The organism is Chryseobacterium sp. 2P (assembly GCF_059579425.1).
Map to the genome: position 1 here is coordinate 1,605,155 of NZ_CM184194.1, position 19,070 is coordinate 1,624,224.

Annotated in this window: 16 protein-coding genes; 14 read left to right on the top strand and 2 right to left on the bottom strand. The window is 36.3% G+C overall.

Annotated elements, in window-relative coordinates; all coding sequences use genetic code 11:
* The first annotated feature begins 70 nt into the window (after window positions 1-70).
* The 8 genes from AC52CF_RS07330 to AC52CF_RS07365 all read left to right on the top strand — a co-directional run bounded on the left by AC52CF_RS07330 (window position 71) and on the right by AC52CF_RS07365 (window position 7,103).
* A complete protein-coding gene (locus tag AC52CF_RS07330) occupies window positions 71-1,774 on the top strand; it encodes an FAD/NAD(P)-binding protein (RefSeq protein ID WP_496518004.1) in 1,704 nt (567 codons plus the stop codon).
* 207 nt (window positions 1,775-1,981) lie between these two features.
* On the top strand, window positions 1,982-2,407 hold the full coding sequence (locus tag AC52CF_RS07335; RefSeq protein ID WP_214590193.1) for an SRPBCC family protein: 426 nt from the start codon (window positions 1,982-1,984) through the stop codon (window positions 2,405-2,407).
* A 27-nt stretch (window positions 2,408-2,434) separates the two neighbouring features.
* Window positions 2,435-2,818: a VOC family protein gene (locus tag AC52CF_RS07340; RefSeq protein ID WP_214590192.1), complete on the top strand. Its 384-nt coding sequence runs from the start codon at window positions 2,435-2,437 to the stop codon at window positions 2,816-2,818.
* A 36-nt stretch (window positions 2,819-2,854) separates the two neighbouring features.
* Window positions 2,855-3,877 (top strand): glutaminyl-peptide cyclotransferase, encoded by a 1,023-nt coding sequence (locus tag AC52CF_RS07345; RefSeq protein ID WP_214590191.1) that lies wholly within the window; start codon window positions 2,855-2,857, stop codon window positions 3,875-3,877.
* A 46-nt stretch (window positions 3,878-3,923) separates the two neighbouring features.
* Window positions 3,924-4,949 (top strand): glutaminyl-peptide cyclotransferase, encoded by a 1,026-nt coding sequence (locus tag AC52CF_RS07350; RefSeq protein ID WP_214590190.1) that lies wholly within the window; start codon window positions 3,924-3,926, stop codon window positions 4,947-4,949.
* A gap of 88 nt (window positions 4,950-5,037) precedes the next feature.
* Window positions 5,038-6,015, top strand: coding sequence for a hypothetical protein (locus AC52CF_RS07355; RefSeq protein WP_496518005.1), 978 nt, complete (start codon window positions 5,038-5,040; stop codon window positions 6,013-6,015).
* A gap of 34 nt (window positions 6,016-6,049) precedes the next feature.
* Window positions 6,050-6,664 carry a deoxynucleoside kinase gene (locus AC52CF_RS07360; RefSeq protein WP_076394463.1) on the top strand — a complete coding sequence of 205 codons (615 nt, stop codon included), beginning with the start codon at window positions 6,050-6,052 and terminating at the stop codon, window positions 6,662-6,664.
* Between the two features lie 88 nt (window positions 6,665-6,752).
* A complete protein-coding gene (locus AC52CF_RS07365) occupies window positions 6,753-7,103 on the top strand; it encodes an ArsC/Spx/MgsR family protein (RefSeq protein ID WP_076394465.1) in 351 nt (116 codons plus the stop codon).
* Window positions 7,104-7,157: 54 nt separating this feature from the next.
* On the opposite strand, the gene AC52CF_RS07370 is transcribed toward AC52CF_RS07365, so the two are convergent.
* Both AC52CF_RS07370 and AC52CF_RS07375 read right to left on the bottom strand, forming a co-directional pair.
* Entirely contained in the window at window positions 7,158-7,463 is a 306-nt protein-coding gene (locus AC52CF_RS07370) for a DUF493 family protein (protein WP_087706271.1), read from the bottom strand.
* A gap of 39 nt (window positions 7,464-7,502) precedes the next feature.
* On the bottom strand, window positions 7,503-8,180 hold the full coding sequence (locus AC52CF_RS07375; RefSeq protein ID WP_214590188.1) for a DUF4197 family protein: 678 nt from the start codon (window positions 8,178-8,180) through the stop codon (window positions 7,503-7,505).
* A gap of 426 nt (window positions 8,181-8,606) precedes the next feature.
* Between AC52CF_RS07375 and AC52CF_RS07380 the strand changes: the two genes are divergently transcribed.
* From AC52CF_RS07380 to bglX, 6 genes are all read left to right on the top strand, one after another.
* Window positions 8,607-11,420 carry a SusC/RagA family TonB-linked outer membrane protein gene (locus AC52CF_RS07380; RefSeq protein WP_496518006.1) on the top strand — a complete coding sequence of 938 codons (2,814 nt, stop codon included), beginning with the start codon at window positions 8,607-8,609 and terminating at the stop codon, window positions 11,418-11,420.
* Between the two features lie 10 nt (window positions 11,421-11,430).
* The gene (locus AC52CF_RS07385) at window positions 11,431-12,852 is read left to right on the top strand and encodes a RagB/SusD family nutrient uptake outer membrane protein (RefSeq protein WP_214590186.1); all 1,422 of its coding nucleotides are present in this window, start codon (window positions 11,431-11,433) and stop codon (window positions 12,850-12,852) included.
* Between the two features lie 5 nt (window positions 12,853-12,857).
* Window positions 12,858-14,246, top strand: coding sequence for a glucoamylase family protein (locus AC52CF_RS07390; protein ID WP_214590185.1), 1,389 nt, complete (start codon window positions 12,858-12,860; stop codon window positions 14,244-14,246).
* Between the two features lie 13 nt (window positions 14,247-14,259).
* Window positions 14,260-15,648 (top strand): glucoamylase family protein, encoded by a 1,389-nt coding sequence (locus AC52CF_RS07395; RefSeq protein ID WP_214590184.1) that lies wholly within the window; start codon window positions 14,260-14,262, stop codon window positions 15,646-15,648.
* A 163-nt stretch (window positions 15,649-15,811) separates the two neighbouring features.
* Window positions 15,812-16,519 (top strand): carboxylesterase family protein, encoded by a 708-nt coding sequence (locus AC52CF_RS07400; protein WP_214590183.1) that lies wholly within the window; start codon window positions 15,812-15,814, stop codon window positions 16,517-16,519.
* A 171-nt stretch (window positions 16,520-16,690) separates the two neighbouring features.
* A complete protein-coding gene (gene bglX, locus AC52CF_RS07405) occupies window positions 16,691-19,018 on the top strand; it encodes a beta-glucosidase BglX (protein WP_496518007.1) in 2,328 nt (775 codons plus the stop codon).
* The last annotated feature ends 52 nt before the right edge of the window (window positions 19,019-19,070 follow it).

Sequence of the window (19,070 nt, forward strand, 5' to 3'; positions counted from 1 at the left end):
ACATTACCATCCAAAGAAGAGAGTTTTTTAGCTCTCTTTTTTGTGGTAAATTTTAAAAATTAAATTACCCATGAATACCATCAACAGTATTGCCCTTATCGGCGGAGGACCGGCAGCTTTATTTGTCGTAAAACACCTGATTGCCGAAAAGGTTTATCCCAAAGAACTTTATATTTTCGAAAAAAATGAAACTTTAGGATCCGGTATGCCTTACAGCCATTACGGAGCTAATGTAGAGCATGTTGCCAATGTATCAGCGAATGAACTTCCGGAACTTCCGGTTTCTTTTACAGATTTTGTCCTGAAAAAAGATCTGAAAGACTATCCTGATTTTGCCGGTGGAGACAATGGAAATATCAATGAATATAAAGTAATTCCCAGACTTCTTTTGGGAAATTATCTGGAAGACCAGTTTAATATTTTATTAAAAACTGCCAATAAACTCAATATTATAGTAAAAGTTTTCAAAAACACAAAAATTGTAGATATCGACAGGAAAAATGATGATTTTTTTAATGTGATTACAGAATCCGGTGAAATTCATAAAGTTTCTAAAGTCATTATCTGTACCGGACATCAATGGTCTTCTGAAAACGAAACCCGAACCAAAGGATGGTATGATTCTCCATATCCTCCGTCAAAATTTACCTTTGCATCTGATCATTCAGTTGCAATTCGCGGAACATCACTTACTGCAGTAGATGCCGTGAAAACTCTGGCAAGATTAAACGGAAAATACATCGAGGAAAATAATGATCTGAAATTTAAAATTAACGAAGAAAGCAAAAATTTTTCGATTACCTTATTTTCAAAAAGAGGATTTCTTCCGGCTTTAAGGTTTCATTCTGAAGGAAGCCCTTATTCTGAAGGCTGGATCATGTCTCATGACGAAATCTATGAATATAAACAGAAAAATAACGGATTTGTGGATCTGGATTATGTATTCAATATTAATTTTAAGCAGCCACTAAGAAAAAGAAACGAAAAGTTTTATCAGGAAATTAAAGATCTCAGCATTGAAGAATTTGTTGAAAAAATGCTTGAACTGAGAGAAAAACTGGACAGTTTTCAACTTTTTAAAGCTGAATATGCAGAAGCCGAGAAATCAATAGAAAGACATCAGACTATCGCATGGAAAGAAACTCTATCAGCTTTCAGCTACGCGATTAATTATCCTGCGAAACATTTTTCTGCTGAAGATATGATGAGATTAAGAAAAACTTTGCTTCCTCTTATTTCCGTTATCATTTCATCTCTTCCTCAGTCTTCATATAAAGAACTTATGGCAATTTATGATGCAGGAATTCTGAATCTGGTAAGTGTAGATGAAGACAGCTATATCGAATCTCATGACGACGAAGGCATAATTTATCATTACACAGATGAGACAGGAAACAAAAGATCAGATCATTACAGACTTTATATCGATGCTATTGGTCAACAGCCTGTCCAGTTCAACAATATTCCTTTTGAAGGTCTGAAAAACGGAAGATTCATAAGTTCAGGGTATATTAAATTTAAAGATCCGGACAAAGGCAAAAATGAATTCGAACAGGATAACCGAAATATCGTACAAACTGAACCCGGCAATTATTATCTGCGCGTGGACGGATTGAATATTAATGATAATTTTCAGGCTCTGGATTATTACGGAAGAGTTACAGAAGATCTGTACATCATGGCTGTACCATATATTGCAGGCTTAAATCCGGATTATTCCGGACTTGATTTCTGCGATACGGCAGGAAAAAGAATTGTAAAATCTTTATTGTAAATGTGAATTTATCATTTTATAATCTGAAATACACATCTATATTTAAAATTTCCGTTTTCGACTCTTTAAGAAATTTTATTGAGCTATATATCCATCTTATAGTTTTCTTTTGTAACTTTTGAGATTAAATTTAAAATCATCTTAAGTAAATGATTCTAAAGTAAACTTTCATCATTTTTGCATTCAATCAATAAAAAAAACAGAAATATGAGTCATCCAATTATTGTTGAGCAGAAAATAAATGCTCCGGTTTATAAAGTCTGGAAAGCACTAACCGATAAAGCTGAAATGCAGGTATGGTATTTCGATATTTTTGATTTTGAACTGCAAACCGGCAAAATATTCAACTTTTATGAACCGGGTGAAAAGAAAAAGTATCATCATCAGGGAGAAATTTTAGAAATTTTTCCTAATGAAAAGCTAAAATATTCATGGTCATATCCTGAGTTATCAGATAAAAAAACAACCGTAATCTGGGAATTGAAACCCGACGAAAACGGAACTTTAATAAAGCTTATTCACGAAGATATTGACCTTTTTAACGATCTGGGTGAAAATTTTTCACGGGAATCTTTTACGGAGGGCTGGAACGGAATTTTGAAGGAAAGTTTAAAACCCTATCTCGAAAATTAATTAAATAGTAGACTTAAAATATAAGTGATGGCAAAATTCAATTCCCTTCGTCCCGTTTTATGGACAGAACAATTCGATGAAACAATAGGTTTTTATACGCAGATTCTTGGTTTTACCCTACAGGAAAGAAATGACGACTGGCAATGGGCTTCTTTGCAGAAAGATGAGGTGCAGATTATGCTTACAAAACCGAATCAGCATGAGAAATTCAACGGAATTGGTTTTACGGGTTCATTCTATTTTACTGTAAATAATGCAGATGAATTATGGGAAGAGCTGAAAGATAAAGCAAAAATCTGCTACGAAATAGAAACGTTCGACTGGGAAATGAGGGAGTTTGCGATCTACGATAACAACGGCTATATATTACAATTTGGTCAAGATGTACATGAAATTAGTTCAGAGGAATAAATTTTGCTAATTTTGGGAAAATTATTTTAGAAATCAATGAAAAAAAATATAATAGCAGGTTTTGCAGCGATTTTGTTGTTGGCTTCATGTAAAGATGACAAAAAAGTACTGGATTCTTTGGCAGATTACAACAACTCGATGATGGAAAAAGGATACCATTTCGGAGATAAACTGGATTTGCCGAAAGATGTGCTTGATGATGCAGAAACCATTTCAATTAGTTTCGGAGACAAAGAAACATCAGGTCTTACCATAGATCCTAAATTTTTTACTTTGGGCGATAATGCTGTTACTTTTAATATCAAAACAAAAGGCGGTGAAACATTAACGCAGGACGCCACCATTAATGTATTTGCCAAAAATCCTGAACAGAAAATCAATTACGAAATCATTGCCGAATATCCTCACGATCCGAAAAATTTTGTGCAGGGTTTCCAGATCGAAGGCAACACAATTTATGAAAGCGACGGACAGAACGGTTCTTCACAGATTTTAAAATATACGTTAGGCACTACAACACCTTTGGCTTCTACAAAACAGGGACAGGAAGATTTTTCTGAAGGAAGCACCATTGTTGGCGATAAAGTCTATCAGTTAACATGGCAGAGCAAAAAAGGATATATTTACGATAAAAGTTCTTTAAAATTGATCAAAGAATTTGCTTATCCAAATGTATTGGGTGAAGGTTGGGGATTAACCTACGACGGTAAAAACCTGATCGCTTCAGATGGTAGTAAATTGCTATATTTCCTTGATCCGAACAATCCTTCAAAAATGGTTAAATATATTGCCGTTGCAGGAAGTTCTCAGGCTTACGACCAGTTGAATGAACTGGAATTCCATAAGGGATTTATTTACGCTAATGTTTGGCAGAAACCGATCATTCTGAAAATTAATCCGGCAAACGGAGAAGTGGTAGGAACTTTTGATTTTACAGAAATTGCCAAGCAAAATACCAAAGGAAGCGACGACGTTTTGAACGGAATTGCTTTTAAAGGAGATAATATGCTGATAACCGGTAAAAACTGGTCTAAAATTTACGAAGTAGCCATCAAATAAATTCTGATATTTTCTCTTTATTTGTAATGAAAATAAAAAATTTAAAGTGAAGAAAAGTCTGATCGCAGGTTTTGCAGCAGCTTTGCTGTTAATGTCCTGTAAAAACGATAAAAAAATCCTTGATTCTTTAGCTGATTATAACAATTCGATGGAGCAGAAGGGATATCATTTTGGTGATAAACTGAATCTTCCGAAAGAAGTTATAGACAATGCAGAAAGTATTTCTATAAGTTTCGGAGATAAAGAAACGTCAGATTTAACGATTGATCCGAAGTTCTTTTCTTACGGTGATAATGAGGTGACCTTCAATATTAAAACGAAAGGAGGGGAAATTTTAAATCAGGACGCCACCATCAATGTTTTTACAAAAAATCCTGAAGCCAATATTCCTTTCGAAATTGTAGCAGAATATCCTCATGATCCGAATAATTTTGTGGAAGGGTTTCTTATAGAAGGAAATACGATTTACGAAAGTGACGGGCTGGAAAAAGCTTCACAACTAATAAAATATACTTTGGGAAGTACGGCTCCCGCGCAGACTGAAAAACAGCCTGCTAATATTTTTTCCGAAGGAATTGCCATTGCGGGAGATAAAATTTATCAGTTGACCTATCAAAATAAAATCGGATTTGTTTACGATAAAAATACGTTGAAGAAAATCTCGGAATTTCCTTTGCCGAATGAATTCGGAGAAGGTTGGGGAATGACCTATGACGGGAAAAATCTTATCGCAGATACAGGTTCAAATAAACTGTATTTTCTGGATGTAAATAATCCTTCAAAAGTGGTGAAAACCGTTTCCGTGGGTGGAAATAAGGAAATTTACAACCAAATCAACGAGCTGGAATACTACAACGGATTTATTTATGCCAATATCTGGCATCAGCCTTATATTTTAAAGATCAATCCTCAAACCGGTGAAACTGTAGGTAAATTTGATTTTACAAAGATCACGGAAGAATATACTCAGAATAACAGCGAACACGTTCTCAACGGAATCGCCTTTAAAGGAGATCATATGCTGATTACAGGAAAAAACTGGTCGAAAATTTATGAAGTTGCGATTAAATAAGTTAAAAAGAATGGCAATTTCTGTTGAAATAAATAAAAATAGTAAATTGGTAGCGTTCCTTTCCGGAACGCTATCTTAGTAAAAGAATTTGAAAGTATTATCCTTCATATTTGCATTCGTTTTCTGCTCGTTATCTGCGCAGAAAGCTCTTCCTTTAGACACTTTGAAACTGAAGGAAGCAAAAGATATGCTTGCCGACGATTACGGGAATCTGTACATCTATAAAAACAAAGATTTCAGTTTTACCAAATACGATTCGCTCGGGAAGCAGATCGGAAAAATGATGCTTACGGTTCCTTATAAAGTACAGACGGTACAAAATCCGTTAAGCGTGCCTTTGTTTTCTGAAAACGCTCAGGAAATGAAATTTGTAGATCAGAACTTAAACGAAATCCAAAAGTTTGATTTTAAGCAGAAATTCGGGTTTATTAAAATGGCTTATGCGGAAGATCTGCAGCAGCTCTGGCTTCTGGACGACAGTACAAAACGTCTGATCCAGTATAATTTCAGAAATGAAACCACCATTAATTCTTATCCTTTTGATGCAAGTATTGACGATTTGACGGATCTTCTGGTATATGAAAATAAAGTGTATGTTTTAACCAGAAAATACATCCGTGTCTATTCATTAAAATTTGAAAAACTCTTTGAAGCACCTCTGGAAAACGGAAAACGTTTCAGACGAGAGAATGAATTTATACTGGTGATTACCAATAATTCCATCCTGAAATATGTTCCGGAGAAGGAAATGGTGAAGATTTTTGAAGATTCGGATGCACAGATTGTGGATAAAAATACGCTGTCTTATTTTGAAATAAAAGCCAACAAACTTTATCTTTACAGTCTTGAAAAAAACAAGGAATCCAAACCACAAACAGAGCCTGATCCTAAGCAGAAAGTTGCGGAACAGGAGGTAGAAAAATCTGCTGAGAAAGCAGCGGAACCCGATAGTCCTGAAGGAAAACTGGAAAAGAAAACTCAGGAAATTGAAAGCAAAAATCCTGCGGAAAGTTCTCTTCAGAAGCTTCTTGAAGATACTTCCCAGATTCAGGCTGCCGGAATTTAGATCTTATTGAATTTAAAAATATACTAAGGAAAATATGCACATTGCAGTTACAGGAAATATTGGAGCAGGAAAAACGACGTTAACGACGATGCTTTCTAAGCATTACGGTTGGGATGCCCAGTTTGAAGATGTAGATCACAATCCTTATCTGGAGGATTTTTACGCGGATATGAGCAAGTGGAGTTTTGCGCTTCAGATCTATTTTTTGGGAAGCAGATTCAGACAGGTAAAAGAGATCAGGGAAAGCGGCAAAAATATTATTCAGGATCGTACGATTTATGAAGATGCACACATTTTTGCAGAAAACCTGAACGATATGAATCTTCTTTCGGACCGTGATTTTAAAAACTACGAATCTGTTTTCAATCTGATGAAATCTTTCGTTTCTGCGCCGGATTTATTAATTTACCTTAAATCTGACGTTCCGAATCTGGTAAAGAAAATTTACAAAAGAGGAAGAGAATATGAAGCATCCATCAGCATCGAATATCTTTCAAAACTGAATCAGAAATACGAAAAATGGATCTCCAATTATACGGAAGGCAAACTTTTGATTATTGAAGTGGATGATCTTGATTTTGTAGAAAAGCCTGAAGATTTTGGATTTATTTTAGAAAAAATCGAAGCGGAACTAAACGGTTTGTTTTAACAAAGTTTTATCATACATTAAAGCAGTAATCGTTTTATTCTTTCTAAATTTGCTAAAGAAACAGTTAATTTTTTAAATATAAATAATCATGTTGGTGAAGGTTTTACATAATGGAAATTGTTCAAAATCGAATGCGGTTTTAGAATACCTCGACGAAAACGGAGTTCCGTTTGAGATCATCAACATCGTTGAAGATCCGTTGAGTGAGCTGGAAATTAAAACTGTTTTAAAAAAGCTGAATCAGAGTGTTTTTCACATCATCAGAAAAACCGATAAATTATATCTGGAAAATTTCGCAGACAAAAATTTATCAGAAGAAGAATGGATCAAAGTTCTGGCTGAAAATCCGTCCCTGATCCAAAGACCGATTATTATTAAAGGCTCTGTAGCAATGCTGGGAAGACCAATTGAAAATGTGAAGTACTTTATCGAGAAATAAAAACTTCTTTGAAAAATATACTAAAAAAGTCAGCCGTGAAGCTGACTTTTTGTTTTATAAAAGAATGACGCCTTCTATTTTTGCGACTTCCTGATAAATGGTTACCACCTGATCCGCATCCAGAACGAATGCATTAATATTGCAGGCTGTGTATTTTCCGTTTTTACTTTCGCGGTTTCCCAGTGTAAATTTGATCCCGTCGAAAACCTTATAAATCTCTGTAAGTTTTGCCTGATCGGTAGGAATAATAAATTTAAATAAATAATCTTCCGGAAAATCGTGATGACCTTCCAGTTTTTCCCTCAAAGAGTTATAAAAATCTTCAGGGTTTGCGTGTTGATTTCCTTGTAATATATCCATCTGCTTTTTAAAATCTATATAAATATAGTCAAAATTTTTCTATTTCCCAAGCGGTCCCAGAAGCGACTTGGAATTTTGGATCTCATAATCTTCAATGATGTTGAAAATCCCGTTCACAAGCTGTTCGGAAGCCAATTGGCTTAATCCTCCCGAATTTACAGAAGTTTTATTTCCACCCAGAAGACTTCCGAGTAGATTGCTTCCCGATAGTGCAGTATTAATGCTCTTAACAATTCCGTATTGGTTAAGCTGTTCTTCGACTTTCGGAGTAATGGCGGCAATAAGCTGTTGGGAAGTTTTTTCTTTTAGAATTAAAGTTGCTGTTCCTTTCTCTCCCTGAATAATTCTCGTTACGTCATTTGCATTCAGGCTGTTAACGGCATTTACGAGAATAGGTTTTGAAATATTTACCGTATATACTGCTGCATCCGCAATATAGGCTCTTTCTTTTGCAACCAGAGAAGGAGCAATTTTTTCTAACATTGAATTGATGTCTCTAAGCTGTTTTGGAAGGGCTTTATCTACCATATTATTTTGTAAGAAAGCATCTCTGTTGCTGTATACATTCACTCCTTTATCAATTCCGTTCAGAAGAAGTCTTTTAATAATCGATAATCCGAGATCAGATGTTGCCAGAGTCGTACAAGACTGCATTGTTGTATTGATAACAGCTCCGGTTCCTATCATAAGAGCCGCCGCGATAATATATTTTTTCATTGATAGTGATTAAATTTTAAAAATTGTCAAATACCGAACCAAATTTATAACAGTAGAATTAGTTTAACAAATTTTATTATTCCTATTTACTATCGGAGTTTAACTTTATTTGGTCGTTTCTTTTGGCATAGTTAAAATTTTTAAGAGCTATGTTATGAATAAATTATTAATTTTTTTAATTGAAAAGTATAAGTTTGCTATTAAATAATATGTAATAATAACGAATATATTGAATGATTTACTTAATGTAAATGATAATTAAATGTTTTTCCGTAAATCTAAAATATTAACAGATAGGTAAAAAAATTAAGTATAATTAACATTGTTTGATATATTTTTATAATTTTGACTAATGTCTTTTATTGAGAATATATATTTTTCGGTAAAAAACATCAAGTTTTGATTGTACGAATAAAATTAAACTATATGAAACAACGTGATTTAAAGTATTCATGTCTCATTGCGGTTTTATACTTCGGTATGAATGTCAATGCGCAAACTACCCCAAAAGACACTGTTCCGAAGGAGCAGAAGATTGAGGAAGTTGTGATGATTGGATATGGATCTCAGAAAAAGGAGAATGTAACGGGGAGTATTGCTACAATATCTTCAAAGCAATTGGAAAATCAGCCCAATCCAAACGCGCTTAGCTCTGTTCAGGGGAAAGTAGCGGGGGTTCAGATTACAAACGGTGCGGCTCCGGGATCTTCTCCAAGAGTGGATATCCGAGGAATTGGAACTTTAAACGGAACAACGGTATTTATTGTTGACGGAAGTATAACAGAAGATATTTCTTTTCTGAATCCGCTGGACATTGAGTCGATGAGTGTTTTAAAAGATCCTTCTTCGTTGGCTATTTATGGAGCGAAAGCTTCTAAAGGTGCTGTAATTATTAAAACAAAATCCGGTAAAGGTAAAAATGTCTTTAATTTCAATTCTTATATCGGGTTAAAAAGAGTTTCCAACATACCTAAAATGGTTAATAAAGATCAGTATGTGGAACTTTACAATGAAAAATTAAAAAACCAGGGATCAACAACCGGATTTATTAATTCTTCCATGTTTCCGACAAGTACCAACTGGTTTGATGAGATTTTTAGAGATGCCATGATTAATTCAAATGATATCTCTGCATCCGGAAAATCAGACAAATTAACTTACTTTTTAAGTTTAGGTTATTTAACAGATCAGGGGAATTTAGCTGCCGGTAAAGGAATCAACAGTGGAGATGAGTTCCGCAGATTTACATCAAAGATTAATTTAACGTATAAATTAACAGATCATTTAACGGTTGGTACAAATTCAACATGGAGTACTACACGAAGAGATAATGCAAACAATCCTACATTAACAGCATATCTTTCTCCACCAGTATACAGCCCAATGAATGCAGATGGAACTTACGGTTATCAGACTCTTGTTTCATTAGCTAACCCAAGAGCTGCTTTAGATCTTTTCAGAGGAAAGGATAATGGTAACAGATATTTGATAAACCTTTGGGGAGAATATAAATTCTGGGACGATTTTACATATAGAATAAGTTATACTCAGGATAATTCTGATGTTAAATCTTATTCTTATAATCCTGTTATTAATTACATTCCTGCAAGTACTTCACGTTCAAGCTTATTAAGAACAAACCAGATGTTAAGATCTTATGTTTTAGATAATACTTTAACATGGAGAAAGCAATTAGGAAGTCATAACCTTGAAATTCTTGCAGGTATGACCAGAAACGAGGATTACGGACTTAATCTTAATACTTTTGGAAGAGATATCGTGTATAACGGTACAGAACAGTCTTTATATTTTTCTGGAAGTATCCCAACCACGAGCGGAGGAGGAAATAATTATGCGGACGGAGCTTCTTGGGAAGTAGGCTTCAGAGATAGGGTACAGTCTTATTTTGGAAGAGTAAATTATGATTATAAAGGAAAATATCTTATTAATGCATCCATTAGAAATGATGGAACTACAGGATACAGCTCCGGAGACAGAACACACTGGTTCCCTGCTGTAAGTGCAGGATGGGTTATTTCCAAAGAAAACTTCATGAGCAACCAGAATATTTTTAATTTGTTAAAAGTAAGAGGAAGCTGGGGAAGTTTAGGAAATCCGGTAAGAGGTCTTAACTACGTTTTAACCACACAAACCGGTCTGAATGCTTACTTTGGAGGGGTTGCTTATCCGGGTGAAACCACAACAGATATTATTGATACATCAATTGGCTGGGAAACTATTGAAGGAACAGATTTCGGATTGGAGATGGCGTTCCTGAAAAACAGGCTGAAAGTTGAAGCTACTTATTATAACAAAGATTCTAAAGATGTTGTATACGGAATTCAGCAGCCTTCTATTTCCGGAGCGCAGAATAAATTGGTTACCAATGCATTCTCTTTCAATAATAAAGGATTTGAATTCTCTGTTAATTATGAAGCAAACCTTACCGATAAAATCAAATTCGGAGTGTATGGAAATTTAACCACTCTTAAAAATGAAATCACTTCGGTTTACAACAACTCCTATAACGAAACAGGACCTTATCTATTCGGAAGCACCATCACAAGACTTGAAAAAGGAGTTCCTGTAGGTTCTTACTACGGGTTCCAGGTAGCGGGAATTTTCCAGAATCAGGCACAGGTAAATGCTGCACCTAAGCAGGTGGGAGCTGCTGTCGGAGGATTTCAGTTTGCAGATATTAACGGGGACGGAGTTATTGACAATTCAGATAAAACATACCTAGGAAGCCCGATTCCGGACTTTACTTACGGATTCGGAGTTAATTTATCCGGATATAATGTAGATTTTTCTGTGGACTTCCAGGGAGTTTCCGGAAACAAAATTTACAACTACAACAGAGAGCAGCGTTATGGTAACGAAAGCTGGGATTTAGATTTCTACAACAACAGATGGAGAGGCGAAGGTACTTCTAATACATATCCTATGGTTACCAATGATCAGAATATCATCAAGCCCAACAGTTTCTATGTTGAGAATGGAAGTTTCTTCAGAATCAGAAATATTCAGTTAGGATATACATTACCATCTAATTTATTTACGAATACAAAGATTCAGAAATTAAGACTGTATGTTTCTGCTCAAAATCCATGGACATCTTTTAAATACAACGGTTTTTCACCAGAAATATTGAATACATCAGACCGTGTTCAACTGGGGGTAGATCAAAACATTTATCCCTTATCTTCGATCTATACAATGGGGGTTAATTTAACTTTCTAAAATTAAAAAAATGAAAAAAGTATCAATACTGTTATTAAGTCTATTTCTTGCATCATCTTGCGGAAATGATTATTTAGATATAAAACCGGAAACTAAAAACGAAGCTGATAATTTCTTTACTACCGAAGCTGATGCTGTCTCTGCGACGACTGCTATTTATAGCTTTCTAAGAAGCTGGGAAAACTCTGCATTTCCGTCTCAATATGTTTTTGGTGTTCCTGCGGATGACGTCCTGAAAGGTTCAAACCCGGGAGATGCATCCTTTATGCTTGCTTATGATCAATTTACTTACACTGCTTCCGATGGCGGAGTGGAAGGATACTGGACAGGTCAGTGGAATGCTGTAGCGAGATGTAATCAGGTAATCAGTAACATTCCAAAGATTACCATGAACGAAACATTAAAAAAGAGACTTCTTGCAGAGGCTAAAATGCTGAGAGCATATTTCTATTTTAATCTGGTAAGAATTTATGGAGGGGTTCCTATTTTTGATGGTATTCCTTCAGATTTAAATTATAACATCCCTAGAAAATCCAAAGAAGAGGTGTATAATTTTATCATTTCAGATTTAATTTCAGCTTCAGAGGTCCTGCCTCAGACTTATTCTGCTGCGGATCAGGGTAGAGTTACCAAAGGTGCAGCGCTAGGATTACTATCAAAAGTTTATTTGTATAAAAAAGATTACCAGAAGGCATACGATGCTTCTAACCAGGTAATTGCAATGGGATATTCACTAGATCCTGATTTCAACCACCTTTTCAGAATTGCAGGAGAATTCGGTCCGGAATCTGTATTTGAAGTAGACTGTGAATGTTCTTCATTAGGAGGAAGTCAATATGCAGAAGTTCAGGGAGTAAGAGGACAGTTTGGATGGGGCTTCTTCACACCGTCACCTTCTCTGGAAGCGGCGTTTGAAACCGGAGATATCAGAAAAGAGCTTACGATCTTAAGAGACGGAGAAACAACTCCGGAAGGAGATGTTATTGCGGTTGGAGATCCTTTATCAGTAAAAACATTTAATCAGAAGGCGTATGTTCCTAAAAGTTTAAATAATACTTCTTGCGGATATGGCTCCAGACAAAATATAAGAATTTTAAGATTTGCTGAAGTATTGCTAATTAATGCAGAAGCGGCAAATGAATTAGGAAATTCTGCAACCGCGATCACGAACTTAAATAAAGTGAGAACGAGAGCTATGTTACCGGTTACAACTGCAACCTCACAATCTGCATTACGTACCGCGATATGGAAAGAGAGAAGAGTAGAATTAGCGATGGAAGGAGACCGATTTGTGGATCTTGTAAGAACGGGACAGGCAGCCAGCGTCCTTGGAAGTTATGGATTTGTTGCCGGGAAAAACGAAGTATTCCCAATACCGCAAAACGCAATTAATCAAAGCAATGGGGTACTTGTTCAGAATCCTGGATACTAATCCTCATGAGAATTAAAAATTTTATAATACTAACAACTGCCATATATTTATGTGGCAGTTGTTCTTCTGAAGATATTGTAAATAACCAGCAAAATCCAACAGCTCCCACCAACAACTACACCGATGCACAACTCATCGAAATGGTACAAAAAGATGCTTTAAAGTATTTTTGGGATTATGCCGAATCGGGATCAAAATTAGCAAGAGAACGATATCACACAGATAATCCGTCTCAGGATGCAAATATTGTAACCACCGGTGGTTCAGGTTTTGGACTCATGACTATTTTAGTGGGTATTAAAAACGGATATATTTCCAGAGCTGAAGCGGTTTCCAGATTAACAACCTCTCTTAATTTCCTTCAGAATGCCAATCGTTTTCATGGAGCATGGCCGCATTGGATCAATGGAACTAACGGTCAGGTTATACCTTTCAGCCAGAAAGATAATGGAGGAGATTTGGTAGAAACTTCATTTCTTGCACAGGGACTTATCTGTGTGAGAGAATATTTTAAAAATTCTTCAGATGCTTCAGAACTGGCAATTTCTCAGAAAGCTGATGCGCTATGGAAAGGAATTGAATGGAACTGGTACACGCAAAATCCCGCAGCTCCCAATATGCTTACATGGCATTGGTCTCCCAATTATGATTGGCAGATGAATATGCCGTTAAGAGGCTTTGATGAGACGTTAATTACCTATGTCATGGCTGCTGCATCTCCAAACTATTCAATCGCTAAACCTGTTTATCAGCAGGGATGGGCAAGAAGCGGAAGTATAAAAAATACAGGATCACAGTTCGGATTACCTCTTGTAGTGAATCATAATGGTGCGAATGGTACAGTAGGTCCTATGTTTTGGTCACATTATTCATTTTTGGGATTAGATCCGAGAGGCTTGTCGGATGAATATGTAAATTATGGCGATGCTACAACCAATCATGCCAAAATAATGTATCAGTACTGCGTTGCTAATCCAAAAGGATGGCAGGGTTATAATTCAAAAAGTTGGGGACTTACAGCAAGTTATTCCAGAAATCCAAATACAGGAGGAGACGATTACGCTGCACATCAGCCAAATAACGATTTAGGAATAATTTCTCCTACAGCAGCATTATCGAGTATGCCTTACACACCAACGGAAAGTATGAATATGCTCAGATTTCTGTATAATGAAAATTATAATAAATATGTAGGTGTTGCAGGACCTTACGATGCTTATTCTGTTCATTACAATTGGGTTACGCCAAGATATCTCGCAATAGATCAGGGAACGATTGCACCAATGGTAGAAAATTATAAAAGCCAGTTTTTATGGCAGTTATTTATGAATGCGCCAGACGTGAAGCAGGGATTAATAAAATTAGGATTCCATTCTACACAGTATGGATTTTAAACAAAATTAAATTATGAAAAGGATAATACTTTCAGTCATCACTATATCATCACTCTCGGTTTCGTGTAAGAACTCACAGACTTCCATTCAGGAAGCATCAAAAGTTCAGGTTGTAAAAAGCAATGTCACAGACGAGCAGTTAATGGATAAAGTTCAGAAAGATGCTTTAAAGTATTTTTGGGACTATGCAGAACCCAATTCCATGTTGGGAAGAGAACGCTATCACGAAGATAATATCTATCCGGATAATGATAAGCACGTTGTGACGACAGGAGGATCAGGATTTGGATTGGCAACCATTTTAGTGGGTGTAGAAAGAGGATTTATTCCAAGAAAAGATGCGGTAAAAAGATTGAGTACCATGATGGATTTTCTTGCAAAAGCAGATCGTCATAAAGGAGCCTGGTCGCACTGGATCAATGGCGAAACTGGAAAAACAGTGCCGTTCGGGAAAAAAGACAATGGAGGAGATCTGGTGGAAACCGCTTTCTTAACTTCAGGAATTTTAATGGTTCGTGAATATTTTAAAAACGGAAATACTGAAGAAAAATCTTTAGCAAAAAAATGTGATGAACTTTGGAAAGGAATTCAATGGAACTGGTACACAAAAGGTGGACAGAAAGTCCTTTACTGGCATTGGTCGCCCGATTATCAGTGGGAAATGAACTTCCCGTTGGAAGGCTACAACGAATGTTTAATTACCTATATTTTAGCCGCTTCGTCACCTACTTATCCGATTGATGCTGAAACCTACTACAAAGGCTGGACAAGAAATAGAACCTACCTTTCAGATAAAGAAAAATATGGTCTTCCAATGTATGTAAAACACAATGGAGCAGCAGAATATGGAGGACCTCTATTTTGGGCGCATTATTCTTATATCGGTTTGGATCCGACGAACTTATCAGATAAATTAATTAAAAACTATTTTGATTTAAATAAAAATCAGGTTCTTATTGATTACAAATATTGCGTTGAAAATCCCAAAAACTGGAAAGGATATGGACCCAATTATTGGGGGTTAACCGCCAGTTATTCAAGAAATGAAGACGGAACTGCGGGATATGACGCGCACTTTCCACAAAATGACCGTGGTGTAATTACTCCTACTGCGGCATTGAGCAGCTTTCCGTATTCTCCGAAAGAATCAATGGATTTTTTAAGATTTATCTACACCCAAAAACCTGAATTTATTGGCTCTGCGGGACCTTATGATGCAACGTCTATTCATTACAACAATTGGACAACGCCTAGATATCTCGCGATTGATCAGGGAACGATTGCGCCGATGATAGAAAACTACAGAACCGGATTTTTGTGGAAATTATTCATGAATGCACCTGAAATTCAACAGGGATTAAAGAAATTAAGCTTCAAATCGGAAAAATATCATATTAAATAATTTTTTCAGAAGCTATTTCCCGCTTTCCGCACTCGCTATTTTAGAGTTTCGGCGGCGGCTTCGCCGCCGCCGAAACTCTAAAATGAGCTCAGACAAATGCTGCAATCGGGGCTATTAAAAAAGAATGGTTAAATTGTAACAACCAAAACATACAAATTCTAATATGAAATATAAATTAAAATACGCTTTGTTGCTGCCGTTTTTATTTTCTTTAAAAGCAAATGCGCAGGAAATAAAAGCAGAACTCAACAAAGAAGTAAAAAGACAGGAAAAAATTTCTTACATTCTGGATTTTCCTCAGAATGCAAAAGGAAACGTTCCGCTTATTGTTTTTCTTCACGGTTCTGGAGAAAGAGGCAATAATTTGGAAATCGTAAAAGTGCACAGTCCGTTTACCTATAAAAACTTAATAAAAGAACCGGTGGCAATTTTAGCACCTCAATGTCCGGAAAATACATGGTGGGATACAGAAACAGTTTATAATTTAATAAAAGAAATTCAGTCAAAATATAAAGTGGATCCTTCAAGAATCTACCTTACCGGACTTTCAATGGGAGGTTGGGGAACACTGAAACTAGCAATGGAACATCCCGAAATGTTTGCGGCGGTCATTCCGGTTTGCGCACCTACAGACAGATTAATGTACGCAAACATCCATCAGTACAAAAATCTGAATATGAAAATCTTTCATGGCGGAATGGATGATGTTGTTTTACCGGAAAATGCATTTAATTTTTATCAGGCATTGCATCCTGTCAATCCCTCTGCCGAATTAACAGTTTTCCCGAATGACAATCACAATTCCTGGGATTCAACCTATTCCAATCCTAAATTATACGAATGGATGCTGTCAAAAAGAAAAGAGAAATAATTTAGTATAAATCGTTAAACGAAAAGTGTTTGCTGAATGAATACTTCATACTTAGCTTATAAAATTACCTACGCGAACAGAAAATGGACAGGATAATTAAAAAAAACTTTTCAACTTTTCGTTTAGATAAAAAAATTAAAAATAGAACTATAATTAAAAGAAGATAGAGTTATGAAAAAGTTAATTGTAATCGCCACTTTAGCATTGGCTCCTGTATTTTCGGCACAGGAAATGGTAACGAAACCCGTTCAGTCTTATCAGACGGCTCAATATCAGGCTAAAAAGAAAGCTTTTGTGGATAATCTTTTGTCGAAAATGACTTTAGATGAAAAAATCGGACAGCTTAATTTACCAAGTTCAGGAGATTTTACAACCGGTTTGGCTAAAAGTTCAGACATCGGAAAAAAAATCGAACAGGGTTTAGTAGGAGGGCTTTTCAATATAAAAGGAGCAGATAAAATCAGAGCCGTTCAGAAAGTGGCAGTGGAAAACAGCCGTCTTAAAATTCCATTGATTTTCGGAATGGACCTCATCCACGGTTACGAAACCACTTTCCCGATTCCATTGGGATTAGCCGCTTCATGGGACATGAATTTAGTTCAGCAGTCGGCAAGAGTTGCCGCTAAAGAAGCAGCTTCCGACGGAATCAACTGGACATTCTCGCCAATGGTGGATATTTCCCGCGAACCAAGATGGGGAAGAGTTTCTGAAGGTTCCGGTGAAGACCCATACTTAGGAAGCGAAATTGCAAAAAATATGGTCTATGGTTATCAGGGAAAAGATCTTGCCAACGGAACCAATATTCTGGCTTGCGTTAAACATTTCGCGCTGTACGGCGCAGGTGAAGCAGGAAGAGACTACAACACAGTCGATATGAGCCACGTAAGAATGTTCAACGAATATTTTCCGCCCTACAAAGCAGCAGTAGATGCAGGAGTAGCTTCTGTAATGGCCTCTTTCAACGAAGTGGACGGAGTTCCTGCAACAGGAAACAGATGGCTGCAGACTGAAGTCTTAAGAAACAAGTGGAATTTCAAAGGTTTCGTAGTAACCGATTATACCGGAATCAACGAAATGGTAGATCACGGGATGGGAAATCTTCAGGAAGTTTCCGCATTGGCTTTAAAAGCAGGTATTGATATGGATATGGTAGGTGAAGGATTTTTAACGACGTTAAAAAAATCTTTGGCAGAAGGAAAAGTGACTCAGGCTGAGATCGATATGGCAGCAAAGAGAATTCTTGAAGCGAAATACGACTTAGGTTTATTTTCAGATCCATATAAATTCGGAGATGCAAAACTGGCTGCAAAAGAGGTGTACAATATGGAAAACCGAAACATTGCCAGAAATGCAGCAGCACAGTCTATGGTTTTGATGAAAAACGACAATCAGGTTTTGCCTTTGAAAAAATCAGGAACTGTTGCCGTAATCGGACCATTGGTAAATAACTCTCTGAACATGGCAGGAACATGGAGCGTTGCAGCAAAACATGAGAAAGCCGTTAATCTGATGCAGGGATTACAGGAAAACTTCGGTAAAGAAGTGAAATTCCTTTCTGCAAAAGGAGCAAATATTGATTATGATGCAAAACTGGAAGATATCTATGCAGCGCACGGTAAAAAAACCGACAGAGACAACCGTTCAAAAGAAGCTTTATTAAAAGAAGCGGTAGATGTTGCCAATAAATCCGATGTTATTGTTCTGGCAATCGGAGAATCTGCTGAAATGAGCGGAGAATCGTCTTCAAGAACAGAAATTACCATTCCTCAGTCTCAGGTAGATCTTTTAAATGAACTAAAAAAGACAGGAAAGCCAATTGCAGTAGTTCTTTTCACAGGTCGTCCTTTAGCCTTAACAAACATTAAAGATACTCCGGATGCAATTCTTAATGTCTGGTTTGCAGGTTCCGAAGCAGGAAATGCAATCTCGGATGTGCTGTTCGGAAAAGTAAATCCTTCAGGAAAACTACCGATGACTTTCCCAAGAAGTTTAGGGCAGGTTCCAATCTATTACAATGCTAAAAATACAGGACGCCCGTTAGATCAGAAGCTGGTTGATAAATGTGAATACCAGAGATTCCGTTCCAATTATATGGATGAGTGTAACACGCCGTTGTATCCTTTCGGTTATGGGTTAAGTTACACAAAATTCAATTATTCTGATGTTACAGTTTCCAATGCAAATCCAAAAGGAAATCAGACCATTCAGGCATCCGTTACTGTAACGAATACCGGAAATTATAATGGAGCAGAAGTAGTTCAGCTTTATATCAGAGATATGGTAGGAAGCATCACAAGACCCGTAAAAGAACTGAAAGGCTTCCAGAAAGTAATGTTGAAAAAAGGAGAATCTAAAAAAGTCACCTTCGATATTACTCCGGAAAACCTTAAATTCTACAATGGAGACCTGAAATACGACTGGGAACCGGGTGAATTTGATATCATGATCGGAACCAATTCATCCGATGTGAAACATTCCAAAATCAACTGGACAAAATAATTTTATAAGCCGCTCACAATGAGTGGCTTTTTTTGTATTTTTGAATACATAG

Coding starts and splice junctions, on each gene's coding strand:
- AC52CF_RS07375 (WP_214590188.1), bottom strand. CDS start 8,180: ATGAAAAAATATATTATCGCGGCGGCTCTTATGATAGGAACCGGAGCT.
- AC52CF_RS07360 (WP_076394463.1), top strand. CDS start 6,050: ATGCACATTGCAGTTACAGGAAATATTGGAGCAGGAAAAACGACGTTA.
- AC52CF_RS07390 (WP_214590185.1), top strand. CDS start 12,858: ATGAGAATTAAAAATTTTATAATACTAACAACTGCCATATATTTATGT.
- AC52CF_RS07395 (WP_214590184.1), top strand. CDS start 14,260: ATGAAAAGGATAATACTTTCAGTCATCACTATATCATCACTCTCGGTT.
- AC52CF_RS07345 (WP_214590191.1), top strand. CDS start 2,855: ATGAAAAAAAATATAATAGCAGGTTTTGCAGCGATTTTGTTGTTGGCT.
- AC52CF_RS07340 (WP_214590192.1), top strand. CDS start 2,435: ATGGCAAAATTCAATTCCCTTCGTCCCGTTTTATGGACAGAACAATTC.
- AC52CF_RS07370 (WP_087706271.1), bottom strand. CDS start 7,463: ATGGATATATTACAAGGAAATCAACACGCAAACCCTGAAGATTTTTAT.
- AC52CF_RS07365 (WP_076394465.1), top strand. CDS start 6,753: ATGTTGGTGAAGGTTTTACATAATGGAAATTGTTCAAAATCGAATGCG.
- AC52CF_RS07385 (WP_214590186.1), top strand. CDS start 11,431: ATGAAAAAAGTATCAATACTGTTATTAAGTCTATTTCTTGCATCATCT.
- bglX (WP_496518007.1), top strand. CDS start 16,691: ATGAAAAAGTTAATTGTAATCGCCACTTTAGCATTGGCTCCTGTATTT.
- AC52CF_RS07330 (WP_496518004.1), top strand. CDS start 71: ATGAATACCATCAACAGTATTGCCCTTATCGGCGGAGGACCGGCAGCT.
- AC52CF_RS07400 (WP_214590183.1), top strand. CDS start 15,812: ATGAAATATAAATTAAAATACGCTTTGTTGCTGCCGTTTTTATTTTCT.
- AC52CF_RS07335 (WP_214590193.1), top strand. CDS start 1,982: ATGAGTCATCCAATTATTGTTGAGCAGAAAATAAATGCTCCGGTTTAT.
- AC52CF_RS07380 (WP_496518006.1), top strand. CDS start 8,607: ATGAAACAACGTGATTTAAAGTATTCATGTCTCATTGCGGTTTTATAC.